This window comes from Bacillus cereus group sp. N14, assembly GCF_016483555.1.
GTDB lineage: Bacteria > Bacillota > Bacilli > Bacillales > Bacillaceae_G > Bacillus_A > Bacillus_A wiedmannii.
The window spans coordinates 309,454-334,846 of the sequence record NZ_JAEHBQ010000001.1; the positions used below are offsets into that span (position 1 = coordinate 309,454).

Genomic DNA, 25,393 nt, shown 5'->3' on the forward strand with positions numbered 1-25,393 from the left:
TCGTATTCTCATTGTATGGGACAAAAATAAAAATTATAACTTCCTATCCTTTATTCGTTTCAATATTTCGAATTACATAATGGCAAACTTGGCACGTATAAATTACATTTTGATTCGATTGAGCTGTTAATACATGAATAATCTCAGCAGAATTATGACATTTAGGACAAATCACAACTGGTAAACGTTCCATACAACACACCTCCTCGTTATTTTTATCTCGCTTTTGCTATCTGTAAACAACCAATTGGTGATGACTAATATTCAGTATAGGACGAAGAAGCCCCACTGATTACAATTTCACTTTATTACCATTGTAGGAAAAATAAAAACTCCCTATACCTATATGCTAAAAAGTAATAGAACTAAAAAAGGTGTTGCCATATGGCAACACCTTTTTTATATGTATCAAGAAATGATATCGTAAATCTCAATTGCAACCATATCGATATTATCGAATTGATACACTTGAGGTTTTTCACCTTGTTGATACACTTCTAACTCATACATTTCACTTTTATCGAAAAATTTCACGCTACATTTGCGCTCACCGTTCACTTCAAAATAGCGTTGTGCTACTTCACCGCTTTCAGCTTGTTCTTGTAGACTAACAAGTCGAGTTAAAATTCCTTGGAGTAGAGACATGAAATCTCTCCTTTCTCTGATCTTCCTACCAATAGGTTTTACAGCTATACTCATTCTATCCGTCATAACAGAAAAAATGTTCCACAGTCTAGGATAAAGGTTATTGGCCAGAAACTCAACTAAAAATTTGTCGAAATGCGAAGGAAAAAACAGAAAGAACATTTTTTCCCTTCTTTATTGCGATTTTTATACTGGAAGAATATAATAAAAAACAGAAAAAAGGAGGAATTACAATGAGAAAAATTGAGGTTTACACACAACCTGATTGTCCGCCATGTGTCATTGTGAAAGAATTTTTAAAGCATAATAACGTTGTATATGAAGAATTTGACGTGAAAAAAGACGCTGCTGCACGCAATCGTCTTTTATACGACTATGATTCGTATTCAACTCCAACAGTTGTAATTGATGGAGAAGTTGTTGCTGGTTTTCAAATTGAAAAATTACAACAGCTACTCAATATTGAATAAGAATAGGTAAAGACCTATTCTTATTTTTATCCCACTATTGGTGCGAGCTATTAATCAGTGAGAGATGAACATCCTCACCGATTACAGTTTCACTTTATAATTGTTGTAATCGTTTTATTTCAGTTAAAAGTTCTTGGCTTTCATGATATCCGGCCAATTTCCATTTTCCTTGATCTCTTTGCAATGTTACAATTTGATATTGTCCACTTTTCGCCCGCTCATATACATATAAAATTTTATGTTCTTCATCATATGACATTTTCGTTTCTGAATGAAAAGAAAACGGCGCTTCTTTTGCTGGAAGTAAATATTCACCACTTTGTTTATCACTTCTACTATTTTCATCTGTAAATACTTGAAGGAAATTCTCTGTAAAATATGGTGATAACGTTTCTATCATCTTATTCATCGGCAAATGCTTCCCACGAATTGAAAATTGGGTTTCATAGCCCTTTTGTATCGTTGTAAACACTTCTTCCCGATCGACTTTCACTTCCTCTTTTCCTAAAACAGTTGTGACACTATAACCAACTAGAAAGGCAACGCATACAAATAGAACTAACCATATTCCATATTTCCTCATTTTTTCACCTTCCTTTTAAGAAAACTTGTCTTTGTAGTATTCATTGTAACAATGATTATGCAAAGACAGGGGTGGTTTCGTTCGTAAAATCTTTACAACGATAGACAGCATTTTCATCACCATTTTCACTATTACCAATTTATGATAAAAACAAACAAAAAATGCACGAATCTCTTCGTGCATTAAAATAAAACATCTTCTTCATATAAATATTCATACGATAAATCTATAAATAAAAAGTTTTCATCATCAATTGGGAAGGAAAATGTCCGTACCATCTCACCGGTTTCAATATCAGCATATAAATCTGAAAGTCTTGCCTTATTCTCAAAACGCATTTTCATAATATTTTCTAGAAAATACGGACGCCAACTCCAGTTCTTCATATAATACTCAGGCATCACAATCCATTCCCCATCTTTTTTCATAACGTTTCCTGATTGTTGGAAACCATCTTCGTTACAAATAAATATGCGGAAACTACACTGTGATACACTTTGGCTAAATTGTAATAACCAATCATTTATATCTTCATTCTTTTTCTGTTTGGCTAGAACATCACCAATTCGATCACGTAACAGTTCTGTTAAATTATAAATTTTTTGTAATTTCTTCTTCTCATGTTGAATAAATTGATGACACTCATTACCAAGTCGTTCTTTCAAAACATTCGTTTCAATAAAATCAGGTAAGCACTCTTTCAAATAATTCCCTTGATAATATCTACCACCGTTTTTCCAAGCATATTGTAGTTGATAAAAAGCATCTATTTCTTCATATAACAATGTTGCACCAATTCTTCTAGCAAGTAATGATAAAGAATATAAAATATCTTGATAAGATTGTAAAAGTGCAGTTTGCCTTAAGTTTGTTAAATCTACTTTTAAAATATCCGGTGCTAACACGCTAATACGTTCTAAATTACTTGTACCCGTTCCGACTTTATTAATCGAAATTTGAATACCATATGTACGATAATACATAAGCAAATGATTAAATTGCTCTATATCTTCTTTACATTCATGTTCTGTAATTTCTAAAACAATGTGTTTCAAATTTAAACCTTGCTCTTCATACATCAATAAAAGTTGAAGTAAACTTTCATCATCATCGTTCATTAATACGTTAGCATTCCGATGTATAAATAATAATAGTTTTTGATCACTTTCTAAATAACGATTTAAAGCCTTTTCTACTATAATGTTATCCGCTTCCAGTTGAAACTCACTCGGAATAGAATCATCATGAAAGAAAGAAGCTAAACTTTGTATGCCCTCTTCTGTTTGAATACGTCCTACTACTTCATATCCAATTACAGTATGCTCATCAGCACTAAAAATAGCTTGATAATAAGGAAGGACTTTATCCAAGTTACTCATTACATCTAATGCATCTATCAATGTGCTTCCCTCCCTTTACTTTTCAAAAATTATAACATGATATTTACGGAAAAATAATAAAAAATCCCTTCAGTTTTCCTGAAGGGATTAGAGGGGTAAAATGCTAAGGGGAATTAGCAATTCTACTATGAAGAAAAAAGAGGTCTTAAATATAACGTATATATGACCTCTTGTAAACACTTTTCTTTCACATGTCACAATTCCGTCACATTTAACCGTAAGAATATGAATCAAACATTCATTTTCTTATCCCTTTTAAAATGGATATTGATGTAAATGTTGTCCTCCATCCATTGTCATGCAAGTTCCATTTATGTACGCAGCTTCATCTGAACATAAATAATAAGCTAGACCTGCAATTTCTTCTGGCGTGCCCAGTCTTCCAAGCGGAACACTTTGTATCGTACGCTTAGCCATTTCTTCTGAAATCCATAATTTATCAGCACCGCCCGTACGTTCAATTGGTCCTGGCGCGATAGCGTTAACTCGTATTCCATATTTACGGCCCCACTCAACAGCGAGTGTCTTCGTCATTGCTAATACTCCAGCCTTCGCTGCAGCCGAATGAATAACTCCCGGACCTGCATCCCATGCATATGTTGCTACCATGTTAATGATATTCCCTTTTATACCTTTTTCAATCCAATATTTTCCGACAGCATGGCTGCAGTAAAATGTACCGTTTAATACAATATTAATGACTGAATTCCAGCCATTCACGGATAAATCTTCTGCTGGACAAATAAAGTTTCCAGCTGCATTGTTTATTAAAACATCAATTCGACCAAACTTCTCATCAATCTCTTCAATCATTTTCTGAATGTCATCAGTATTTCTTACATCCATTTGTACGGGTAATACTTGCCCCGGAAATTGTTCAATTTCCAACTTTGTTTCCTCTAGTTTTTCCTTTGTACGTCCTGTAATAACAACTCTTGCCCCTTCTTTTGCAAAACGGGTCGCCATTCCTTTTCCCATTCCGCTCGATCCACCTGTTATAATAACTACCTTTTCTTTCACATACATCCCCTCCCAAAAATGAATACACATTCATTTTATCATTTTATTTAATAGAAATCTTTATATTTTTAAACTTTTCTGATATTTTAACGTAAAGAGGTTTCTTTTTATTCGTTTTTTTCGTAATCCATACTACTTTTTTATTATTTAAAATATATTTGAAATAAACTGAAAGGAGATTTGAGTAACCTATAAATGTAACGAAAACATGTGATATAAGTTAAATAGGTATACTCATATTTTTATGAAGAAAATTACAAGAAGAGATTTTTTTAAAGCTGGAATGCGCACTTGTCTATATTCATTTATAACCACTAGCATCGGATACTATTACGCTAAATATATTGAGCCTCATTTACTCTCTTTTACAGAGCATACACTTAAATCACAACTCATACCCAAAAGTTTTCATGGTATGAAGATTCTTCAATTTAGCGATTTACATCTCGGATACTATTTCTCTCTCCAACATTTATCTCAAATCGTTTCTAAAATTAATGCTGTAAAACCTGACATTGTTCTTTTCACTGGTGATCTCATTGATAATTATCAAACATATACTGACACTCCTTTCGTTCCATCTATTTTAAAAAATATACAAGCACCCTTCGGTAAATTTTCTATTTATGGTAACCATGATCACGGCGGATATGGAACGGAATACTACGAGCACGTCATGCGTGAATCTGGATTTGAACTACTACTAAATAGCGAAAAGAGAATTCGTCTACTGGATAATAGTGAAATTTCAATTTTCGGTCTTGATGATATACTACTAGGCAAACCCAAAATAGAAGAAACACTACAGCACGCGAGGCAAAACACTTATAACATTGTTCTTGTTCACGAGCCAGATATTGCACCACAAATCGCTAAATATCCAGTTAACTTACAACTTTCTGGTCATAGCCATGGCGGACAAGTACAAATTCCTTTTTTAGGTGCTATTATTACCCCATCACTTGCTAAAAACTATGTTGAAGGTTTCTATACGATTCAAGATTTAGCTCTCTATGTCAATCGAGGTCTTGGCAGAACACGCGTCCCATTCCGATTTATGGCAAAACCTGAAATTACAATTTTTACGCTCCAACATTCGTAATAATTCGCCTATTTTCTTACATATCCTTTCTTGTACGCGCTCATCCACGTTTCATTTACCATATGATAAAAATGAGTCCAATAAAGGAGGTTTGTTCATGTATCCATATTATCAACCAATCCCAGTCCGTTCAGCACCTATTGGTCCAGTAGGCGACTCACGCTTCTTTCCGTTTTTTGGTGTTCCATTTCTAGCTGGGATTGCTGGTGGACTGCTCGGTGGAGCATTAGCTTTCGGTCCTAGACCGTATTACCCACCATATCCACCACCTTTCCCACCGCCAACACCTTATCCTTGTTATGGCGGACCTTGTCAACAACCATTCTATTATTAATGTACTCCAACAATTCTACCAATGTTATTCCCTCTCTTAACTGATCCATTAACATGCTTATAATAAAAACTATTCTCTCTACGCATCCTTCTATTTAGAGAATGTATAATAAGTAGAGAACAAAGTAAAAAAACCTCTTAAAAAAAGAGGTTTTTTTACTTTGTTCTCATTATTCAGCATCCGTGTTTTGATACGCCATCTTAAACAACTTCACTTGGCTATCAATTTCTTCTGTACTACTATTAATAACATAGTAGTACTCACCAGATTTATTCTGTTCACGTGTTTTCACATTATCAGCTAATATAAGTTGTAAAATCGCCTTAATTCTCGCCTTCATTTCAATATCTAATATCGGGAAAGATATTTCTACTCGCTTCTCCATATTCCGCGTCATCCAGTCAGCTGAAGATAAGTATATTTTCTCTTCTCCATTATGATGGAAATAATAAATTCGGCTATGTTCTAAATATCTCCCGACAACACTAACTACCCGAATATTTTCACTTACATTTGGAATACCAGGCCTTAAACAACACGTTCCTCGAACGATGAGCTCTACCTTTACTCCAGCTTGTGATGCTTCATACATTTTTTTGATTAATGGTTTATCTGTTAATGAATTCATCTTAGCGATAATATATCCATTTCCATATTGCCTATGATAACGGATTTCTTCATCTATTAAATCCATAAATTGCTCTCTTATATCAAATGGTGCAACCGATAAATGATGAAAATGTGGCTTGGTTGTATAACCACTCAAATAATTAAAGAAATTTGTTGCATCGACCCCAAAGTCTTTTCGTGATGTAATATACCCGAAATCAGTATATAACTTTGCTGTTGCGTCATTATAATTTCCAGTCCCGAGATGTACGAACCTTTCGATTTTTCCGTTTTTTCTTCTTACAACTAGCGTAATTTTACTATGTGTTTTCAAGTGGCTTACACCGTAAATAACGTGACAGCCTGCCTTTTCTAATTCTTTAGCCCAATGCACATTATTTTCTTCATCAAATCTTGCCTTCAATTCAACTAATACCGTAACTTGCTTCCCTTTTTCAGCTGCTACCTTTAGCGCCTGAATAATCGGCGAATCCCCACTTACTCGATATAATGTTTGTTTAATTGCAAGTACATTCGGATCGTCTGCCGCATCACGGACAAAATCAACTACTGGCTGAAATGATTCAAAAGGATGATGTAATAAAATATCATGCTCAATTGCTTTTTCAAATACATCTTCCGCATCCCCCAAGTCTTGAGGCCGTTGCGGAATAAGAGCCGGATATACTAGATGTTCATATAAAGGAGCTAGTTTTTTATATAAAGAAAATAGACATGTTAAATCTAATGGTCCATCCATTATATACACATCTTCATCTTTTACTTCCAACACCTCATATAATAATGCTAATACTCTTTCATCAATATGCTCTTTGCCAACTTCTAAACGTACAGCAGCTCCCCACTTACGCTTTTTTAATTCTTTTTCAATTACCTTTAATAAATCCCTCGCACCTTCTTCATGAATCGTTAAATCCGCATTGCGTGTAATACGGAAACGAGTAACAGACGATACTTTATATCCTGTAAATAATTTATGAGTAAAACCACTAATTACATCTTCTAATAAAATAAATTTATGCTTTTGCCCCTCACTCGGTAAAAATATGAAACGTTCAAGTAATGAAGGAACTTGTACAATTCCTAACTTCGTGCGGTTTTCTTCCTCCACTTGTTTCTCATCATATAAAAGAGTAGCTAAATTCAAACTTTTATTTAATAACATCGGAAATGGACGATATGCATCAATAGCTACAGGTGTTAAGACTGGAAAAATCTGCTCATCAAAATACTCTTCTATAAATTCCCTCTGTTCTTTCGTCAAATCGTGGAATGTTAAACGTTCAATCCCCTCTAACTCCAGCGCTGGCAACACATAATTTTTAAACGTATCATATTGTACAGTCATTAATTCATGGGCCTTTATCGCAATTTTATTTAATTGCTTTTTTGGTGTTAAGCCAGCCTTATTTTCTGGTTGGTTAAACCCAGCACTCACTTGATCCTTCAATCCTGCTACGCGTACCATAAAGAATTCATCTAAATTGGAACTGAAAATGCTAATAAACTTTAATCTTTCCAAGAGCGGATTTGTTTCATCCTGTGCTTCTTGTAGTACACGTTCATTAAATGCTAACCAACTTAATTCTCGATTATTGTAATAAGCTGTATCATTTAAATTTACTATATTCCCCATCAACATTTCCATCCTCTTCACACTTCCCCTGAAACTTTTTTACTATAATTTAGTTACTTTTATTTTAGCAAATTACAATATTCCAAGGTGTTAATTTTTTGTAAAGACATCCGTACAACTTAACGTTTTGATTCGAAGGATAAATTAATAGTCGTTTTCAACACTCTTTCCAGCTGCTTTTTTTGTTTTTCAGCTTGCACTTTTTCCGCTAATGCCGATTGCTCACATACAATTTTAAATGTTAATCCTTCTTTACTTTCTGTTATAGATATCGATTCAACAAGCGATCTTTGTCTTATATTCAGAGCTGCTGAAAACTGTAAAACAGCCCCTAATAGACGGATTTTTTTTTGTTCATTTTTATCAAACCATCCTTCAAATGGGGACAAATGTTGTTTGAATAACATTTTTGATTTATAAGACGCAATAAGCGCTAATCTAACTCGCTCTTTATGCATCATCCCATCAATTGTTTTATTCGCTAATAAATAAAACGTATGTAAGCGGCTCGCTTCTTCGTCTATATATTTACCTATATTAAATACTTTCGCTGCTTGATGGAATACTTCCCAGTCTTTTACTGACATAGAAATCAGCCCTGTTTCTTCAAGTTGTTGACAAATGAGTCTTCCATGTTTAATAAGCTGCATTACAAATTCCATATCCATTTCATATTCATGTGATAATAAATACAAACTTTCTTCGACTACGTTCGGATAATATGAAATCCCCAAATCTTTTGTCAACTCTTCATAGAAAACACCTTCTCGTAACCCTTTTCTACTTAACACAAATGCTGGTGCCTCTATAACATTAACAAGCATATGAAAAACTTCGACTGCTGGAATAATTGTATCTGCTCGATCTTTTGCCAATCCTTCCAATTTTTGAAGTTCTATGAACGACAATGCTTCCAATTCTTCTTTCACATTTTTAATATCTTCTTCTTTCATTTTATATAAATGTACCCCTGCTATAGGATAACAAATTAAATTTTGATGGATTTTCACTAAGTTCCTCGCACTACCACCAATTGCAATAAGAGGCAATTTCTTATCAATTAACCATGGTAATGTTTGAAATTGATATTCTAAGTACGTTTGAATCTTTTCCAACTCGTCTTCAGTAGGTATATCCTCTTTAATAAATTGTTGCTTTAAAGAAAGTGCTCCAAAAGGAAAGCTATGGTACTCTAGAATCTCTCTATTTCGAAAGTATGTAACTTCTGTACTTCCTCCACCAATATCTACTGTAATTCCTTCAGAGAACGAAGTTGAATTCATAACTGCTAAATAGCCGTAACGTGCTTCCTCATATTCTGATAAGACTCTAAGAGTAAAGTCTGTTTGTCCTTCAACCAGTTTTTTAATTGCCTCTTGATTCTCAGCCTGTCTAATTGTTGCTGTTGCAACACAAAGTACATGATGCAACTGGTGGAATCGCGTACTTTCTTGAAATTGAAATAATGTTTGTAACAATACCTCTATTCCTTCTTCAATCAACACACCATCAATTAAGTAATTCCTTAACCGAGCAACCACTTTCGTATTTTCAATCTCCTTATAAAAACCTCCGTTTTGCTTTTCATAAATAACTAAACGCATTGTATTAGATCCAATATCTATAATGGCATATTGCTGTTTTAATATTTCTTTCAAACTTCTCACTCTTTCATTATCAAATTTCTAAAGCACATTCTATTACTATTATACAAAATAGTTGTTTTTTGTAACAATATTGCTTTAATATTGAAAATATATACAATCACTTTTTGCATATAATAAAAACCTCTTTTATTTATGTTATAATAATGAAAAATTGAAAGGAGATTCAATATGAAACCTTCACAACCACAATCTCAATTACAAAACCAACATTCTATTAATCGACTAGCTCAATCTATTTTCGTTGTGAATCGTCATGCTAAAGCTGCAACTAATCCGAAGTATTTATACTGGTTAAAAAAGACGGCTTTAGAACGCTTAATTGCTGAAAAAAAAGCTATTAAAGAAGGATTACATTTTTCTAGAAATCCACGTTTTAGCCAACAACAATCTGATGTTCTTATACGTTTAGGTGATTATTTTTTCCATATTCCTCCTACCAAAGAAGATTTTCGAATCCTACCACATCTTGGTCATCTTGAATCCTCCTATCGAAATCCGAAAACAACCTTATCTTTAACAGTAGCAAAAAAAACACTTCAAGATTATATTGGTCCTGAAGCACTGAAACAAGAAAAAAAATTAAGTGAACCTGTCCCATGGTATAGTCGTACTTATACAAAAAAATAAAACAGTTTGGCCAATTGTAGGCCAAACTGTTTTATTTTTTCTCTTCTTTAATTTTAATATTTGCTTGTTTATAAAAAGCTATTTTTTCTGTATTATAAGATTTTGTAAATTCATTAAACTTGTCTTTTTCTGATTCAATATCCTTATAAGATTGATTTACTACTTTTACTTTTTCACTAATATCTTTTAATTTTGTACCTTTATCTTGTAACATTGTATATAATTCTTTTTCTTGTTTTAACGATTTATTATAGCTATCATACATCTTGTTAAATGAATCTTGTCGTTTCTCATATGTGCTTTTCACTTTATCCGCTTGATCTTTCAATTTCTTATCTTCAATTTTCTTCACATATTTATCTGCTGATTTTACTTCTTCTTGTGCCTTACTTAAAGATTCTTTTTCTTTTTTAAGCACTTTGTCTCGTTCATCTGTATTTTTCACTGCTTGGTTCAATTTTTCCTTAACAGTTTGATTATTATCTTTTCCTTCTTGAACAATCTGGTTATATAATTCTTGTCCCTCTTTTTCTAAAGTTTCAAGTTTCTTTGCATCTTCAAACATTGTTTTTTCTTGCTTTGCAGCATTTTCAAATGCAACATATAATTCCTCTTCTGGTTTCGGTCCGAAACAACCGGCTAATAAAGTCATTGATAATGCAGTTACAATTGCTAATTTACTATATTTCAACATCTTCTTCCTCCTACTTATATACGATCATCGTGTAAAAAGCTATGAAAATTATACATCCTTCTATAAACTCCATACTCGCACCTTTTCTACGAAAATCATTGATATTGTTTATAATGCTTGTACAAATTGTATTACTTAAAATTACATTTTACTTTTTTGAACCAATTAGCAGTTTCATATCCATCTTTTACTTAGCACTTTTTAAAGCCTGTTCATACTATGTATTACATAAAAGTACAACGGAATTCATCACAGCCATAATAATTTGAAGAACAACAGTAATAATAATTCACCTGATAAAAGATGATCGTTGTTCTCTCACGTCTATCATTCTATCATTCCCTTTCCGGCTTTCTATCAAATAATCTATTTGTTCATTTTACACAGTATAAATGCTATCTTGCAACAACTTACAATTATTCTTGTCATTCCCTAAAAAGGAAAAGTGTAGAGCATGCTTTCCTCTACACTTTTAAAATGAAACACATTGTGCAAAATGCATTGACACATCCATCATAATTATATGCTTATTCCATATATTTTTAAAGACTTTTATTACAATAAAAGTTCTTTTTGTAATAAAAGTCAAAAAAATGTTACATTCAAAACTTCTTCATATCATATTTCTTCAAATCAAGGTTTCACTCATTTTCTTACAAATCCCTATGCTGGTACAATTGATTTTGTGCCTTTCTTAACAATTCTTCAAAAGTTTTTCCTTCTATTGGATAACTAGCAGCTCCAAATAATAGCGTCATACTTAACAAACCATTTTCTATTTCACTTTCAATATTTTTCATTAATCGATTTGTTATTGTCGACTTTTCATGTCCGTTATCAATCGCCACAATAACATACTTATTTTCATCCCACCTAGTAACGACATCTCCTTTACGAATTGTCTTTACAATCGTACTCTCCAATTTTTGTACTAACACCTCCAATTTTTTTTCTTGCACTGTTTCTTTTAGTTCTTTCCATTCTTTCACAGAAAGAATGTACACTGTAATATTATGAGAATCCCGTTCTGATAAAGCAGCTACTTTCTCAAAGAAATCAACTACAAAATCATTACTTGCCATCCCCCCTACTTCCGTATCCATACGCCCACTCGCTCTTTTATCATACCAATGTCCAAAATAATAGCTGAGTATCATTTGCAATATATAAATAATAAAGACGGTATAAAATGATCGCGAATCCAGTTTTGTAATTACATCCTGAAGCGCAATCCATTCTGTAACTGCCACTGTATTCCCAAGTAATAACCCACTAATTTTCCCTTTATGTTTCATACTTCTCCTCCTTTCTATACCAATATATGTTTCTATAACAATTATGTTTTTCTACAAAATAAAAAATGTACATATTGAGTGTACATTTCCGCTTAAGCTTGTCTACCATTTCTATTCTATTTCATATATATACTATATATCGTTTTAGAAAGAGGTGACTTATATGCTACAAAAAGAGAATCTATCAGATATTATACGTTTACTAGCAGGTTTTCTATTATCATTAAAATTACTGTTTAATTCTTTCGGAGTGAACTTTATTACAAACGATCAAATTGATGCTATTGTAAATGTTGCTTCCTTTCTTTTCATTTTATATTTTGGTTATAAAAATAATTATGTAGGAAAAAAAGGAATCGAGCAAAAAAAAGTACTCAAAAAACACAACCTTCATTAAAAAAGGAACCTTTCTTACAGGTTCCTTTTTATCATTGCCGCACAACAACTTCATTTGTTTGTAGCGGGCCATATGATACTCCTTTATATTGAAATGTATATGTAGCCTGAAATAATGCGTTTTTGATTGCTTTATCTCTATTTGCTTTTATTTTACAAATTAGTTCTACTTTCTCATTCGGTAATAAATTATCAATTCGCCACCTTACAAGCTGGAACAAAAACTCGCTCATCCCCTTATCAGCCTTTAATGAATTTGGGATATATGCAAAATAATCTCGAATCATATGACTTACTACAACTCGTGAAATCATTTCCATTCCTTTATTTTCTACTTCAATTCGAATAATAAGTATGTCATTTACATCATAGGTCAGTTCATATGAAAATTTTTCTTTATACATACTACGGATTTGCAATGTAACTGCTACATTAGGACATTCGTTTTCCTTTTTTGAGCCATCAATCCATAACACCGGTTGTAGCGGCATTGAACGCCTACCTTGATCTGAAATTCGTTTCCATATTTTCATAATAATATTCACCCCATTTCAGATGCATCATATCCATACGACCTTATTCTGCCTCTCCACACAATATTAATAAAGCTTGTTACAAACGATATATAGTTATTACTCTTCCTTTTATCCTATTCGACAATATAAAGAAAAAACCATTTTTCCTCTGTTAACAGAAGGTATTCTTACGGAAATATTTTTTTACAATTTCCTTCATTGACTTTACACCAATACTAAGTATTGCTCACTCTTTCTCTGTCCATACAACAGAATATTTTGGCGGAAGAAAAAGTTTGCCTTTTAGTCAAATTTGACTATAATATTCTTTATGGCTTTGTCAGTGCACTTATGTAAATTGATTTAAAAAACTATATTTCAAATTTTTATGCGCTGCACTCAAAACTTCATATATTTTACTATTATTAAAGGAGGGTTATATTTGGAATCTCAATTATCAAAAAAAGACTCCAACAATACAAAATTTGTTGTTGCAGGTTTATTACTTGGTATTTTAATGGCGGCAATGGATAATACAATCGTTGCAACAGCAATGGCAACGATTGTTGGAGACCTAGGAGGATTTGACAAGTTCGTTTGGGTCACGTCTGCATATATGGTAGCAACAATGGCAGGGATGCCTATCTTCGGAAAACTTTCTGATATGTACGGACGGAAACGCTTTTATATTGGTGGTCTCATTCTTTTCTTATTTGGTTCTGCACTTTGCGGGACAGCATCTAGTATTGAGCAACTAAGTATTTATAGAGCAATTCAAGGGATCGGTGGCGGTGCTCTTATGCCTATCGCCTTCACGATTATGTACGATATATTCCCACCAGAAAAGCGTGGGAAAATGACAGGGCTATTTGGTGCGGTTTTCGGGACATCTAGTGTATTTGGCCCTTTATTAGGTGCTTATATTACAGACTATATAAGTTGGCATTGGGTCTTCTATATTAATATTCCATTAGGAATTATCTCCTTCTTCTTCATTACTAAATACTACAGTGAATCTCTAGAATTTAGAAAACAAAAAATTGATTGGGCTGGCGCTATTACACTTGTTATTAGTATCGTTTGCTTAATGTTTGCCTTAGAACTTGGTGGTAAAGAATACGCATGGAATTCCACTGTAATTATCGGTTTATTTACAACAGTTGTTATTATGCTTATTATTTTCTTCTTCGTAGAACGAAAAGCAACTGAGCCTATCATTTCTTTCCATCTATTTAAAAAACCTTTATTCGCAGCTAGCCAAGGCGTTGCCTTTTTCTATGGTGCCGCTTTTATTATCTGTACAGTTTATATCCCAATCTTCGTTCAAGGTGTTCTCGGTGGTTCAGCCTCCAATGCTGGATTAATTTTAACACCTATGATGGTTGGCTCTGTAATTGGAAGTCAAACAGGTGGACAGTTAGCTTCTCGAACAAGCTATCGTAACATCATGATGGTATCTGGCATTTTCTTCGTAATTGGTATTTATTTACTAAGCACTTTAACAATGGATACACCTCGTCTACTTGTAACGCTATTTATGGTTCTCACTGGACTTGGAGTTGGTTTCTCGTTCTCAGTTTTAAGTATGTCTTCTATCCACAAGTTAGAAATGCGAGACCGTGGTTCTGCTACATCAACAAACTCATTCTTCCGTTCACTCGGTATGACTCTTGGTGTAACAATTTTCGGTACAATTCAAAACCATATTTTTACTACTAAATTAAACACTGTGTTCCCTCCTGAACTAGCTAAATTAGTTCCAAAAGGCGGAGACACAAGTTTCTTATTATCACAAGGTGCTACCGAGAAGATTCCAGCTGAAATATTAACTGGTATTAAAGATGCTCTCGCTACCTCTATTGCCAGTACATTCTTCTGGGCACTGATCCCGGCTGTACTAAGTGTTATTTGTATTTTACTTATGGGAAATGAACGCCTCTTTACAGGTCCAAAAACGAAACAAAAACAAAAGCAAGTAAGTTAATATAGAGAAAAGAAACGGCATATCCCTTTATGAAAACGGATATGCCGTTTATAATATGTATAAAGTTTTTATTTATAGGAGTTGAGACAGCATGAGCATGAAATTAGTCATTCTCGGCTTGCTACTCGAAGGAGATAAACATCCATATGAAGTGCAACACATCATGAAAGAACGACAAATGGATTGTTATATTAAATATGCAAAAGGATCACTTTACTACGCCTTCGAGCAATTAGAAAAGCAGGGTGCAATTCGTATTACCACGATTGTTCGAGATACGAATAGACCCGATAAAACAATCTTTCATATAACAGAAGAAGGTAAACGGTTATTTCACACGTTACTATTAAAACAATTCGAGGCACAAAATCAAATATATAAACCAATTTATTCAGCACTCTCTTTCGCTCATTTTGGTGATGATCAAGAGTTAATTCCTATTTTAGAAAAAAAGAAAAATGATACCGTTCAATATTTACATAAAATGCAAACTATATATGATTGTAGTAAAGGACAAATTCCACGTGCACAACTATATATTTTACAAAGCGTTATTGAACATATTACAGTTGAATTGCAATGGTTAAACACCCTCCTTACAGATGCAGTTGCAGGGCGACTGTCAGAAATTGATATAGATACAAATTAAACTTATAAAGAAGAAACTGTAAAAAGACAATAAAGTTATTTCTTTTTACCCCCTAAAACAAGCATAGCCCCGTTCTAACTTAGGACGGGGGATGCTTGTTTTATTTTCGCTATAAGATACTTATTTCACTGCACTCAAAAATATAACAAAGATTTATTTATCACCGGTATCACATAATAGAAGATTATTTCTTAAAATTCTATATAAAAAGGATGTTGATTTTCATCCAAACTGTATTCAATTCTTTGTCTGAAATTCATAAAATTCACCATCTCTAACGCCTGCTCAATAGGATAGAACCCTACTTCCAAACTTTCTGGTGTAGTCGTTAATTTACCTCCAACTGGTCTAGCTAAAAACAACGTATTACAGATTGAATGGTTCACATTTTGGAATACTCCACAAAATTTTAATACTTCAATATCAATACCTGTTTCCTCTTTAGTCTCCCTTATTGCAGCATCTTTCAAAGACTCCCCTTCTTCAACTTGTCCACCTGGCATTTCCCATCCTCTTCTAGGTCCCTTAATTAATAGAATTTCTTTTTGTTCATTAATTACAATTGTCGCTGCTGAAACTATATGTTTTGGTGGTGAATAAATATTTTTTGTACTTTGTTCCAATTGAAATTCCCCATTTCTATAAACTTAGTATATTTATCTTTATACAGGAGCCTTACTCTTTCTTGTGATACGTTACTATTTCAAAATGAACCATTCAATTTCCTTCCATCTCCCAAAATACGGAAGAGTTTTCAAATAAAATAACTCGTATCTTATCTCTATACAAGTGTATACTTCTTTGTATGTTTAATCGCTCTTCATTTCAATTCCCTTCGCCTTAAAAAACTCAGAAAAATCATAATAATTAAAATTAAAAACTTTAGAATTTTCTTATTTTAAAACAGTAGACAAAATTCCAAAAATTGTGTTAGAATTTGTTTCAATATCATATCGCTTGTTAACTTCCTTTCAAAAGGAAAATAGGTACACGAAAATTTCGTTTCGTGTTTAAAAGGGAAGCTTGGTGAAACTCCAACACGGTCCCGCCACTGTAAATGCTGAGATTTCTTTTCTATGCCACTGTGAAAACGGGAAGGTAAAAGAGATTATATGAAGCATAAGTCAGGAGACCTGCCTGTTTTAACAACACTGATAGATTCACGGATGATGATGAGGTGTTAAAACAAAAAGGAAGGCTTATTTTCTATGCCTTTATGCTTTTTGTTATAGGTATTTCCTAGTAAACGGAAATGCTTACTTTCAATTAGGGAGGAATTTAAAATGGCAATTCAAACAAGTAACTTAGGTTATCCACGTATCGGACTACAACGAGAGTGGAAAAAGACATTGGAAGCTTTTTGGTCCAATAAAATCGATGAAGAACAATTTTTAACAAAGATGAAAGAAATTCGCCTTCAACACGTAAAAGTACAGCAAGAAAAAGGGATTGAACTCATTCCAATTGGCGACTTTACATATTATGATCACGTTTTGGATACTGCTTATATGCTAGGATTTATCCCATCACGTTTTTCTGAGTTTACATCTTACCTTGATGTATATTTCGCAATGGCGCGTGGCTCTAAAGATCACGTAGCTTCTGAAATGACAAAATGGTTTAACACAAACTATCATTATATCGTTCCTGAATACGAAGAGGGATTACAAATCTCTTTAAAAGATAATCGTCCACTTCGCTTATACGAAGAGGCAAAACAAGAATTAGGAGTAGATGGAAAACCTGTTATTTTAGGACCATATACTTTCTTAAAATTAGCTAAAGGTTATACACAAGAACAATTTACTACGATTTTAAAACAATTAGTTGCACCATACGTACAACTGCTTTCAGAACTACATGCAGCTGGTGCACAAGTCATTCAAGTTGATGAACCGATTTTCGCTTCCTTAACGAAAGAAGAAGTTCAACAAGCAAAAGAAATTTATGAAGCTATTCGTAAAGAAGTTCCAAATGCGAATCTTCTTTTACAAACATATTTTGATAGTGTAGAAGAAAACTATGAAGAAATTATTACATTCCCTGTATCCGGTATTGGATTAGATTTCGTTCATGGTAAAGAAGGTAATCTACATGCTATTTCAAAATATGGATTCCCAGCTGATAAAATTTTAGCTGTCGGTTGTATAGATGGCCGTAACATTTGGAGAGCTGACCTTGATGAAGTTATTACGTTATTTACAACGTTACAAAAAGAAGTCCAAACGAAAGACTTCATCGTTCAGCCTTCTTGTAGCTTATTGCATACACCAATCGATAAAACAGAAGAAACTCACTTATCGACTGAACTATTCGATGCGTTAGCATTTGCAAATCAAAAATTAGAAGAGTTAGTTCTCATTCACTCTGCTCTCACTAAAGGTACAGAAAGTATTAGTAATGAGCTGGAAACATATCGAAATGTACATCATACAATTCGTTCATCTGCTGTACGTAACCGTGAAGATGTCAAAGCCGCACGAACAGCACTAAAAGAAGAAGATTTTTCACGTCCTCTTCCATTTGAAAAACGATACGAATTACAACAAGTTGCCCTAGAGTTACCGTTATTACCAACAACGACTATTGGTAGCTTCCCGCAAACAACTGAAGTTCGTCAAACGCGAAAAGAATGGCGTAACGGTGTTATTTCAAATGAACAATATGAGCAATTTATTGAAAAAGAGACAGAAAAATGGATTCGTTACCAAGAAGAAATTGGTCTTGATGTCCTTGTACATGGTGAATTCGAAAGAACTGACATGGTCGAATATTTTGGTGAGCGCCTTGCTGGTTTCTCATTCACTAAAAACGGTTGGGTACAATCATACGGTTCTCGCTGCGTAAAACCACCTGTTATTTATGGTGATGTTGCCTTTATTAATGGAATGACTATTAAGGAAACGGTTTATGCACAAAGCTTAACAGAGAAAGTTGTAAAAGGAATGTTAACTGGACCTGTTACGATTTTAAATTGGTCTTTCGTTCGAAATGACATTCCAAGAAAAGAAGTTTCGTATCAAATTGCATTAGCTCTTCGTCACGAAATTGAACTACTTGAATCTTCCGGAATTCGAGTAATCCAAGTCGATGAGCCAGCACTTCGTGAAGGAATGCCACTAAAAGAAAAAGATTGGGACGCTTATATTACATGGGCAGTACAATCCTTCCTTTTAGCAACTTCTTCTGTAGCAAATGAAACACAAATTCATACGCATATGTGTTACAGTAACTTCGAAGATATTGTTGATGCGATTCGCGCATTAGATGCAGATGTGATTTCTATCGAAACATCAAGAAGTCACGGTGAATTTATTGACACATTAAAACATACAACATATGAAAAAGGCATCGGTCTAGGTGTATATGATATTCATAGTCCACGTGTACCGAGTAAAGATGAAATGTATAAAATCGTGGAACAATCTTTAGAAGTATGCGATCCTAAATATTTCTGGATTAATCCTGATTGTGGTTTAAAAACGAGAAGAACGGAAGAAGTTATCCCGGCTTTAGAACACATGGTGCAAGCAGCAAAAGATGCACGTTCCCTACTAAAAACAAACGCATAACGAAAATGGGTTATCCTTTTTGAGGATAACCCATTTTTTATTCTTTACTTTCAAAAAAGAATTCGTATTGTATTTTATATAATTCATCATCCGTTGGTTCTTCAAGAGGAGTTGCTTGTAATACAACTGTATACTCACCATTTGGAATAGGGATTTGAAATTTATTTGAAAGAATACTTGTTACAACGATACATTCATTTTCAATTGTAAAAGGAACTGTAACCGTTCTAATCACTTCTTCTTTCTCAATATGCTTCCCGCAAGTCACTTTTACTTCACAAGTATAATCAGAGAGTGCTTCAAAAATAACAGTTCCATCCGCCTTCGCATAACCTCTTTCAAAATCTTCATCCGTCCAGTCAACGTAAGGCTGATCACCGTCATAGTTCATCAACATTAATTGCGAATACGAAATTGTTAACTCCATAGGTCACTTCTCCTTCATTATGAAATATGCAACTACTACTTTACGTCAAATTTCACACGTGTACCATCTGGGTATTTATCTAACTTATTCCCTACCCAAGACCCTGCCCCGCGATTATCGGCTGGACTTATATATTCAATATGTGCTCCTTTTCCGCCTTCTTTACACATCGCCATTGGCCATTCATCACGATCATACCCTTTTTTTGATGGGTATGGAGCTAACGATAATTTTCTTCTATCCGCAGCGCCACCACGGTCGATTGTACAAACTTCTGAATGCCCTTCTTTTATAGCATCGGTAATATGTTTCCCTGTCTCTGGATATCGCTCTTTCGGAAATTCTAGAACTTGATCATACGCATTTGTTTTTTTGATACTTGTTTCTTCTGGAACAAGTACTTCATACACCGCTACTACAATAGAAAGAATTGCAATAATTGAAATGATAATACCTTTTAATTGCTTCATGTATACCTCCATGATTCTACCAGTTTCTTTTCCTCCGTTATTATAACAAACTTCTCCTGTATATGTTTTCAGACATTATTTTAGCTCTTCTTCGCCATTCCGCCAAAAAACTCTCATTTTCCTTCATCTTTTCACTAATGCTGTAGAAAACTAATAACCTTCCGACATTCTTTTTTAAAGGAAGTCCTCATAAAAGATTGAAATGATATATACGATACTTTTTGGGGAGGAAATAACATGGAAGCTATCTATAAAACGAAAGATGTCACGAATAAAACAGGCATCCCAAAACATATAGTCCGTAAATATAGCCAACTGTTAGAGGAACATGGTTATATCATTTCAAAAACAGCTGATGCTCGTATTTATAAACTGGATGATTTAAAACTATTGAAATCTATACATGAAAGAGCTGCTAAACTGCAAGAAGATATTTCAGAAACGATACCTATTATTTTAAAAGAAAAAGAGGACCCGCCTGTACCCGCTATACAAGATAAGCAAGAAATACAAACGAAAGAAAAAGAAGATGGGCGTAACTTTGAGGAGTTCATGTTAAAACTTGAAATGCTCGCTCAATTAAATGAAGCAATTATTCATCAAAATTCTACTCTTATTACCCAAAACCGTTTAAAAGATGAAAAGCTAGATGAATTGATGCAACAAGTTTATGTAAAAGAAGGCTCTCAAGAAAAAATGCTACAAGAGTTAGTAGATCATGCCGCTCAAACAGATGCCCTGCAAAAAGAAAAGATGGACTTATTAATGAATCATATGTATAAACGAGAATCCAAGCAAGAGGAAAAAATGAATAAACTCGTAAATCAAATTTATAATAAAGACAGCAACCGGGATGCACAACTTATGCAAGTGATTCGCGAAATTCAAGAAACAAAAAGATTAGTCGCAGCTTCGAAAGAACAAAGTTTTTTTCAATCATTTAGAAGTTTATTTAGCCGATCAAAACAAGAAAAAACATCTGAATAAAATAATATTTTTTTCCTATATAAAATAAAAAGTTACCTTCCATCGGTAACTTTTATTCCTTATTTCTTACAGCTGGCAATATAATAATCGCTTCAGTTCCTTTCCCACTTTCGCTTTTATATTCCAGCGTACCATTATGCGCTTGTAAAATACTAAATGTTACCATAAGCCCTAATCCTGTCCCTTTTTCTTTTAAAGAATAATACGGTTGTCCCAGTCTTACTAACTGTTCTTTCGTCATTCCAACACCACTATCTTTAACTCTTATTACTATCGTTTCATCTTTTTGCATAGCCGTTACTTTTAGATATCCTTTATTTCCTTGGATTGCTTCAATACCATTTTTAACAACATTCATAATAGCTTGCTTCAATTTCGTCTTATCACCGATCGTATAAAGACTTTCAGAAATCTCAACTTGCAAATATACACCTTGCATCGCAGCAAATGATGACATAAGAGTTGTCATTTCTATTAATTGAGCGGATAAGCAAATGTGTTCTTTTTTCTCAATTTGTGGCCTTGCTAAATTCAAATAATCTGAAATAATTTGTTCTGCCCGATCCAATTCGGCTAATACGAGACGCATATAATCCTTATTTTTCACATCTTCCGTACTTTCTAACAATTGAATAAAACCACGAACAACAGTGAGTGGATTTCGAACCTCGTGTGCAACACTTGCTGCCAACTCACTTACAATATTAAGCTTTTCTGACTTTTGCATCTCTGTACGTAGTATTGCATTTTCATTTAAATATTCTGTTAAGTACACTTGAAATACCATAGTCATAACCATAGTAAGCGAAGCAAATATATATCCGCTATATAAGTGTGAAATATGTGGTGTAAACCCCGTTTCTAACAGAACGTTAATCATGCCAATCACTAAAGAAACAAGTACGTATAGTGATGAAATCATAAATGCTAAAATTAGCTTCTTATCCCTTGAAAATAGAGACCATTTCTTTGATAAAAATAATGGAACTATCAATAGAAATATTACTTCTATGACTGGAAGAAGGCTCATTCCCTTTAGCGCCCATTCATATGCAACAAAAATAACGGCCGGGATTAAACCAACAATCCCACCATATAAAAAACCACTAACAATCGGGATTGGGTGAAAATTATACCCACAAATGTCACCAAAACAAATAGAGTATGTCATGGAGAGAATGAGTGTAATGCTGGATAAAAACATAATAAAGTAGCGGTTCGGCTTCGGAGGCATTTCTTGATAACGATTTAAACGAATCGCTTCATATAAAAATAGTGGCAAAATAATGATGGCAATTTGGATCATTAAATCACGGATCAGCTCCATAGCCTCTCATCCCCTATATGTATTTTGATATGATTATATCATTTTACGGGTTTATTTGTTTTAAAATTTTGATTTTTCTTAACATATTTGTTAATTCTTTGTTAACAACACATAATAATTGTTACAGATTTTCGAAATGAATGTAAACCCTGTACCAAATTTCTGCCCGACAGTATACAATGAATACGGATTACAAAGAAAATAAAAAATACTTCATGAGACGGACAACTATAGCAAAATACAGCATATAATCCATACTATCTATGTTTACAAATAAGTGATCATTATTTTAGTAGGAGGAAGATAAATATGGCGGGTACTACGCTTGTTTTAAAAGAAGAAAATTTGGTCGTTCTAGAAAATGTTGAAAAATCAGTATATGAAGAATTACAGCATAAAACCGGAGAAGAAAATTGCACATGTGCTGTGAATGAATCAGTTGTTCACCTTGGCAAAGTATCCTCTGTACTTTGGAATGAAGATGAAATAGATTGGGAGTACGGATATTAAAAAGTCGCTTACAGCGGCTTTTTTTCTATTATCCCTCTCTTTCTACATAACATATACACAAGCGAAATCATAGAAAATATGTTAAAATGAACTTAATTTTCAAACGGAAGAAAGGGAGATACAATGGAACAATTCATTAACCCTAGAGTGAAGGACATCCAAATTTCTGGAATCCGTCAATTCTCTAACATGATTCAAAACTATGATAATCTTATCTCTTTAACAATTGGACAACCCGATTTCCCTACACCTTCTCTCGTAAAAGAAGCGGCAAAACGGGCTATTACAGAAAATTATACAAGCTATACACATAACGCTGGTTTACTAGAATTACGCAAGGCAGCTTGTAACTTTGTAAAAGATAACTACGATTTACAGTATTCACCTGAAAACGAAACCATCGTTACAATCGGTGCCAGTGAAGCAATTGATATTGCATTTCGAACAATTTTAGAGCCAGGAACAGAAGTTATTTTACCTGCCCCTATTTATCCAGGATACGAACCAATTATTCGACTATGCGGTGCTACACCTATTTTTATCGATGTTCGTGAAACTGGCTTCCGTTTAACAGCCGAAGCGCTAGAAAATGCTATTACAGAAAAAACAAGATGCGTCGTACTGCCGTATCCTTCTAATCCAACTGGTGTAACTTTATCAAAAGAAGAATTACAGGATATTGTAACTGTTTTAAAAGATAAAAATATTTTCGTCCTTTCTGATGAAATTTATAGCGAACTTGTATATGAACAAAAGCATACATCTATCGCTCATTTCCCAGAAATGCGTGAAAAGACTATCGTCATTAACGGTTTATCAAAATCTCATTCTATGACTGGCTGGCGTATCGGTCTATTATTCGCACCAAGCTATTTAGCAGGACATATACTAAAAGTTCATCAATACAACGTAACGTGTGCTACTTCAATCGCTCAATATGCTGCAATTGAAGCATTAACAGCTGCTAAAGATGCACCAAAAATGATGCGTCATCAATACAAGAAACGCCGCGATTATGTATATAATCGACTCATTCAAATGGGCTTAACAGTTGAAAAGCCAACAGGTGCATTTTACTTATTCCCATATGTTGGTCATTTAACATCTTCATCATTTGATTTTGCACTTGACCTTGTCAAAGAAGCTGGACTAGCTGTCGTTCCTGGAACTGCATTTTCTGAATATGGTGAAGGCTATCTTCGCTTGTCCTATGCGTATAGTATTGAAACTTTAAAAGAAGGCTGTGATCGATTAGAGGCCTTTCTACAACAAAAAGCTAAGAGTTAAACTCTTAGCTTTTTTATGCATAACGATCGCAAGTTTGGCGCTTTAGTAATTTATGAGGAATAATAATACACTTTGCAGTAGACTCCGCATTCTCTACTTTATCCACTAAAGCTTTTGCTGCCTCATATCCTAGTTGATAAATATTCACATCAACTGTCGAAAGTGGCGGACTCGCAATTTCTGATAATAAAGCATTGTTAAAGCTTATAATGGAAACATCCTTTGGTACAACGAATCCTTTTTTAGAAAGAGCACTTAACACACCAAGTCCAATTAAATCATCCGTTGCCACAATTGCTGTCGGTGGTTGCTGTAGTCCCATTAACTCCTCAACGGCTTGTTGACCACTTTCCCTCGAAAAATCAAAATGTAAAATATACTCTTTTGGTAATACAATGTCCGCTAATTTTAAAGCATCACTCATACCAGCCAAACGATCTCTCGTTACAAGTAAATCTGATCCACCGCCGATGAACGCGATTTGTTTATGACCTAATGAAATCAAATATTCTGCTACTTCTCTTGCAGCTGTATAATTGTCATTATCTACATATGTAATTTCATCTTTTCGATCATACGGTTTCCCAATTAAAACAAACGGGAAATTTTGTTTATGCAAATATTGAATAATCCGATCATTCTCTCTTGAATATAAAAGAATAATGCCACCAATTTGGCGCCCCTGTACCATCTTTACAACACCATTAAAAATTTCATCTTCCGTTTCACCTGTCGACATATAAAGCGCATACCCTTCTACATGTGCAAATGAACTAATCCCTCTTATAACTTCTGGGAAAAACGGATTTTGAAAAGCTTTACTTGCAGAACTTGGCATAACAAGACCAAGTGTTTTTGTTGTTTGGTTAGCTAGATTTCTTGCGTTTAAATTGGGATGATACCCTAGTTCACTCATTACTTTCCGAACACGACGCTTTGTTTTTTCACTTATACTTGGATTATCAGCAATTACACGAGAAACGGTAGATGGTGCTACATTTGCCTTCTTCGCCACATCTTTAATTGTAACTGTCATAAAAATCCCCCTCCTCTCACTTCTCTGCCATTTTGTTATATATTTTAATCTTGCACCCGTTGCAAGTAATAGGAGAAGACATAAACTTTCATTGATTCTATCTTGTAAATCCTATCATATTCTCCCTCTC

The 25,393-nt window shown here is 33.8% G+C and carries 26 protein-coding genes and 1 riboswitch; of the genes, 11 read left to right on the top strand and 15 right to left on the bottom strand.

Going from position 1 to position 25,393, the window contains the following annotated elements:
- Positions 1–43 precede the first annotated feature (43 nt).
- Positions 44–193, bottom strand: a complete 150-nt coding sequence (locus tag JDS82_RS01530; protein WP_000440533.1) for a hypothetical protein — start codon at positions 191–193, stop codon at positions 44–46.
- A 215-nt stretch (positions 194–408) separates the two neighbouring features.
- The gene (locus JDS82_RS01535; protein WP_000055151.1) at positions 409–645 is read right to left on the bottom strand and encodes a YkuJ family protein; all 237 of its coding nucleotides are present in this window, start codon (positions 643–645) and stop codon (positions 409–411) included.
- A gap of 233 nt (positions 646–878) precedes the next feature.
- On the opposite strand from JDS82_RS01535, the gene JDS82_RS01540 reads away from it, so the two are divergent.
- A complete protein-coding gene (locus JDS82_RS01540; RefSeq protein WP_001225788.1) occupies positions 879–1,115 on the top strand; it encodes a glutaredoxin family protein in 237 nt (78 codons plus the stop codon).
- A 94-nt stretch (positions 1,116–1,209) separates the two neighbouring features.
- Here JDS82_RS01540 and JDS82_RS01545 read toward each other — a convergent pair whose 3' ends face one another.
- The 3 genes from JDS82_RS01545 to fadH form a co-directional block, all read right to left on the bottom strand.
- A complete protein-coding gene (locus tag JDS82_RS01545; protein ID WP_001233813.1) occupies positions 1,210–1,698 on the bottom strand; it encodes a DUF3993 domain-containing protein in 489 nt (162 codons plus the stop codon).
- A gap of 182 nt (positions 1,699–1,880) precedes the next feature.
- On the bottom strand, positions 1,881–3,098 hold the full coding sequence (locus JDS82_RS01550; RefSeq protein WP_000564299.1) for an EAL domain-containing protein: 1,218 nt from the start codon (positions 3,096–3,098) through the stop codon (positions 1,881–1,883).
- A 255-nt stretch (positions 3,099–3,353) separates the two neighbouring features.
- Positions 3,354–4,118 (bottom strand): 2,4-dienoyl-CoA reductase, encoded by a 765-nt coding sequence (gene fadH / locus JDS82_RS01555; RefSeq protein ID WP_000660912.1) that lies wholly within the window; start codon positions 4,116–4,118, stop codon positions 3,354–3,356.
- Positions 4,119–4,362: 244 nt separating this feature from the next.
- Between fadH and JDS82_RS01560 the strand changes: the two genes are divergently transcribed.
- Together JDS82_RS01560 and JDS82_RS01565 are read left to right on the top strand one after the other, a co-directional pair.
- Positions 4,363–5,220 carry a metallophosphoesterase gene (locus JDS82_RS01560; protein WP_000724503.1) on the top strand — a complete coding sequence of 286 codons (858 nt, stop codon included), beginning with the start codon at positions 4,363–4,365 and terminating at the stop codon, positions 5,218–5,220.
- Between the two features lie 97 nt (positions 5,221–5,317).
- Positions 5,318–5,554, top strand: coding sequence for a hypothetical protein (locus JDS82_RS01565; RefSeq protein WP_000283744.1), 237 nt, complete (start codon positions 5,318–5,320; stop codon positions 5,552–5,554).
- A 169-nt stretch (positions 5,555–5,723) separates the two neighbouring features.
- Here the strand turns inward: JDS82_RS01565 and JDS82_RS01570 are convergent, their stop codons facing one another.
- Entirely contained in the window at positions 5,724–7,832 is a 2,109-nt protein-coding gene (locus JDS82_RS01570; RefSeq protein ID WP_000425559.1) for a polyphosphate kinase, read from the bottom strand.
- A 107-nt stretch (positions 7,833–7,939) separates the two neighbouring features.
- The gene (ppx, locus tag JDS82_RS01575) at positions 7,940–9,478 is read right to left on the bottom strand and encodes an exopolyphosphatase (RefSeq protein ID WP_000658839.1); all 1,539 of its coding nucleotides are present in this window, start codon (positions 9,476–9,478) and stop codon (positions 7,940–7,942) included.
- A gap of 177 nt (positions 9,479–9,655) precedes the next feature.
- Between ppx and JDS82_RS01580 the strand changes: the two genes are divergently transcribed.
- The gene (locus JDS82_RS01580) at positions 9,656–10,114 is read left to right on the top strand and encodes a YkyB family protein (protein WP_000804864.1); all 459 of its coding nucleotides are present in this window, start codon (positions 9,656–9,658) and stop codon (positions 10,112–10,114) included.
- 31 nt (positions 10,115–10,145) lie between these two features.
- Here the strand turns inward: JDS82_RS01580 and JDS82_RS01585 are convergent, their stop codons facing one another.
- Both JDS82_RS01585 and JDS82_RS01590 read right to left on the bottom strand, forming a co-directional pair.
- A complete protein-coding gene (locus JDS82_RS01585; RefSeq protein WP_000922489.1) occupies positions 10,146–10,808 on the bottom strand; it encodes a YkyA family protein in 663 nt (220 codons plus the stop codon).
- A 653-nt stretch (positions 10,809–11,461) separates the two neighbouring features.
- Entirely contained in the window at positions 11,462–12,103 is a 642-nt protein-coding gene (locus JDS82_RS01590; protein WP_000680839.1) for a diguanylate cyclase domain-containing protein, read from the bottom strand.
- Between the two features lie 163 nt (positions 12,104–12,266).
- Between JDS82_RS01590 and JDS82_RS01595 the strand changes: the two genes are divergently transcribed.
- Positions 12,267–12,500 carry an SPP1 phage holin family protein gene (locus JDS82_RS01595; protein ID WP_000939452.1) on the top strand — a complete coding sequence of 78 codons (234 nt, stop codon included), beginning with the start codon at positions 12,267–12,269 and terminating at the stop codon, positions 12,498–12,500.
- Between the two features lie 31 nt (positions 12,501–12,531).
- Here JDS82_RS01595 and JDS82_RS01600 read toward each other — a convergent pair whose 3' ends face one another.
- The gene (locus tag JDS82_RS01600; RefSeq protein WP_000708185.1) at positions 12,532–13,032 is read right to left on the bottom strand and encodes a hypothetical protein; all 501 of its coding nucleotides are present in this window, start codon (positions 13,030–13,032) and stop codon (positions 12,532–12,534) included.
- 424 nt (positions 13,033–13,456) lie between these two features.
- Between JDS82_RS01600 and JDS82_RS01605 the strand changes: the two genes are divergently transcribed.
- Together JDS82_RS01605 and JDS82_RS01610 are read left to right on the top strand one after the other, a co-directional pair.
- Positions 13,457–14,998: an MDR family MFS transporter gene (locus JDS82_RS01605; protein ID WP_000445748.1), complete on the top strand. Its 1,542-nt coding sequence runs from the start codon at positions 13,457–13,459 to the stop codon at positions 14,996–14,998.
- Between the two features lie 91 nt (positions 14,999–15,089).
- Complete coding sequence (locus JDS82_RS01610) at positions 15,090–15,647, top strand: PadR family transcriptional regulator (RefSeq protein WP_000062072.1); 558 nt, start codon at positions 15,090–15,092, stop codon at positions 15,645–15,647.
- 191 nt (positions 15,648–15,838) lie between these two features.
- Here JDS82_RS01610 and JDS82_RS01615 read toward each other — a convergent pair whose 3' ends face one another.
- Positions 15,839–16,270, bottom strand: a complete 432-nt coding sequence (locus JDS82_RS01615; protein ID WP_000438217.1) for an NUDIX hydrolase — start codon at positions 16,268–16,270, stop codon at positions 15,839–15,841.
- A 344-nt stretch (positions 16,271–16,614) separates the two neighbouring features.
- Positions 16,615–16,802: riboswitch (cobalamin riboswitch) on the top strand.
- A gap of 128 nt (positions 16,803–16,930) precedes the next feature.
- Between JDS82_RS01615 and metE the strand changes: the two genes are divergently transcribed.
- Positions 16,931–19,219, top strand: a complete 2,289-nt coding sequence (gene metE, locus JDS82_RS01620; RefSeq protein ID WP_001007588.1) for a 5-methyltetrahydropteroyltriglutamate--homocysteine S-methyltransferase — start codon at positions 16,931–16,933, stop codon at positions 19,217–19,219.
- A 37-nt stretch (positions 19,220–19,256) separates the two neighbouring features.
- Here the strand turns inward: metE and comJ are convergent, their stop codons facing one another.
- Positions 19,257–19,646 (bottom strand): competence protein ComJ, encoded by a 390-nt coding sequence (gene comJ, locus JDS82_RS01625; RefSeq protein ID WP_000424013.1) that lies wholly within the window; start codon positions 19,644–19,646, stop codon positions 19,257–19,259.
- Positions 19,647–19,681: 35 nt separating this feature from the next.
- A complete protein-coding gene (gene nucA, locus JDS82_RS01630; RefSeq protein ID WP_000811502.1) occupies positions 19,682–20,116 on the bottom strand; it encodes a DNA-entry nuclease in 435 nt (144 codons plus the stop codon).
- Between the two features lie 237 nt (positions 20,117–20,353).
- Here nucA and JDS82_RS01635 point away from each other — a divergent pair, with 237 nt between their 5' ends.
- Positions 20,354–21,103 carry a DUF3967 domain-containing protein gene (locus tag JDS82_RS01635; RefSeq protein WP_000387497.1) on the top strand — a complete coding sequence of 250 codons (750 nt, stop codon included), beginning with the start codon at positions 20,354–20,356 and terminating at the stop codon, positions 21,101–21,103.
- Positions 21,104–21,155: 52 nt separating this feature from the next.
- On the opposite strand, the gene kinB is transcribed toward JDS82_RS01635, so the two are convergent.
- Entirely contained in the window at positions 21,156–22,430 is a 1,275-nt protein-coding gene (gene kinB, locus JDS82_RS01640; protein WP_000420379.1) for a sporulation sensor histidine kinase KinB, read from the bottom strand.
- A gap of 309 nt (positions 22,431–22,739) precedes the next feature.
- Here kinB and JDS82_RS01645 point away from each other — a divergent pair, with 309 nt between their 5' ends.
- Both JDS82_RS01645 and JDS82_RS01650 read left to right on the top strand, forming a co-directional pair.
- Complete coding sequence (locus JDS82_RS01645) at positions 22,740–22,940, top strand: hypothetical protein (RefSeq protein ID WP_000929285.1); 201 nt, start codon at positions 22,740–22,742, stop codon at positions 22,938–22,940.
- Between the two features lie 123 nt (positions 22,941–23,063).
- Positions 23,064–24,227 carry an aminotransferase A gene (locus JDS82_RS01650; protein ID WP_000434595.1) on the top strand — a complete coding sequence of 388 codons (1,164 nt, stop codon included), beginning with the start codon at positions 23,064–23,066 and terminating at the stop codon, positions 24,225–24,227.
- A 13-nt stretch (positions 24,228–24,240) separates the two neighbouring features.
- Here the strand turns inward: JDS82_RS01650 and malR are convergent, their stop codons facing one another.
- Positions 24,241–25,263, bottom strand: coding sequence for a maltose operon transcriptional repressor MalR (gene malR / locus JDS82_RS01655; protein WP_000219037.1), 1,023 nt, complete (start codon positions 25,261–25,263; stop codon positions 24,241–24,243).
- Positions 25,264–25,393 lie beyond the last annotated feature (130 nt).

What these genes read in the sequence shown, in the direction of transcription:
- metE (WP_001007588.1), top strand. Translation starts at nt 16,931, where the DNA reads ATGGCAATTCAAACAAGTAACTTAGGTTATCCACGTATCGGACTACAA.
- JDS82_RS01545 (WP_001233813.1), bottom strand. Translation starts at nt 1,698, where the DNA reads ATGAGGAAATATGGAATATGGTTAGTTCTATTTGTATGCGTTGCCTTT.
- JDS82_RS01595 (WP_000939452.1), top strand. Translation starts at nt 12,267, where the DNA reads ATGCTACAAAAAGAGAATCTATCAGATATTATACGTTTACTAGCAGGT.
- nucA (WP_000811502.1), bottom strand. Translation starts at nt 20,116, where the DNA reads ATGAAGCAATTAAAAGGTATTATCATTTCAATTATTGCAATTCTTTCT.
- comJ (WP_000424013.1), bottom strand. Translation starts at nt 19,646, where the DNA reads ATGGAGTTAACAATTTCGTATTCGCAATTAATGTTGATGAACTATGAC.
- JDS82_RS01590 (WP_000680839.1), bottom strand. Translation starts at nt 12,103, where the DNA reads ATGAAACATAAAGGGAAAATTAGTGGGTTATTACTTGGGAATACAGTG.
- malR (WP_000219037.1), bottom strand. Translation starts at nt 25,263, where the DNA reads ATGACAGTTACAATTAAAGATGTGGCGAAGAAGGCAAATGTAGCACCA.
- JDS82_RS01535 (WP_000055151.1), bottom strand. Translation starts at nt 645, where the DNA reads ATGTCTCTACTCCAAGGAATTTTAACTCGACTTGTTAGTCTACAAGAA.
- JDS82_RS01585 (WP_000922489.1), bottom strand. Translation starts at nt 10,808, where the DNA reads ATGTTGAAATATAGTAAATTAGCAATTGTAACTGCATTATCAATGACT.
- kinB (WP_000420379.1), bottom strand. Translation starts at nt 22,430, where the DNA reads ATGGAGCTGATCCGTGATTTAATGATCCAAATTGCCATCATTATTTTG.
- JDS82_RS01530 (WP_000440533.1), bottom strand. Translation starts at nt 193, where the DNA reads ATGGAACGTTTACCAGTTGTGATTTGTCCTAAATGTCATAATTCTGCT.
- JDS82_RS01580 (WP_000804864.1), top strand. Translation starts at nt 9,656, where the DNA reads ATGAAACCTTCACAACCACAATCTCAATTACAAAACCAACATTCTATT.
- JDS82_RS01600 (WP_000708185.1), bottom strand. Translation starts at nt 13,032, where the DNA reads ATGAAAATATGGAAACGAATTTCAGATCAAGGTAGGCGTTCAATGCCG.
- JDS82_RS01570 (WP_000425559.1), bottom strand. Translation starts at nt 7,832, where the DNA reads ATGGAAATGTTGATGGGGAATATAGTAAATTTAAATGATACAGCTTAT.
- JDS82_RS01650 (WP_000434595.1), top strand. Translation starts at nt 23,064, where the DNA reads ATGGAACAATTCATTAACCCTAGAGTGAAGGACATCCAAATTTCTGGA.
- JDS82_RS01540 (WP_001225788.1), top strand. Translation starts at nt 879, where the DNA reads ATGAGAAAAATTGAGGTTTACACACAACCTGATTGTCCGCCATGTGTC.
- JDS82_RS01610 (WP_000062072.1), top strand. Translation starts at nt 15,090, where the DNA reads ATGAGCATGAAATTAGTCATTCTCGGCTTGCTACTCGAAGGAGATAAA.
- JDS82_RS01565 (WP_000283744.1), top strand. Translation starts at nt 5,318, where the DNA reads ATGTATCCATATTATCAACCAATCCCAGTCCGTTCAGCACCTATTGGT.
- JDS82_RS01560 (WP_000724503.1), top strand. Translation starts at nt 4,363, where the DNA reads ATGAAGAAAATTACAAGAAGAGATTTTTTTAAAGCTGGAATGCGCACT.
- JDS82_RS01635 (WP_000387497.1), top strand. Translation starts at nt 20,354, where the DNA reads ATGGAAGCTATCTATAAAACGAAAGATGTCACGAATAAAACAGGCATC.
- JDS82_RS01645 (WP_000929285.1), top strand. Translation starts at nt 22,740, where the DNA reads ATGGCGGGTACTACGCTTGTTTTAAAAGAAGAAAATTTGGTCGTTCTA.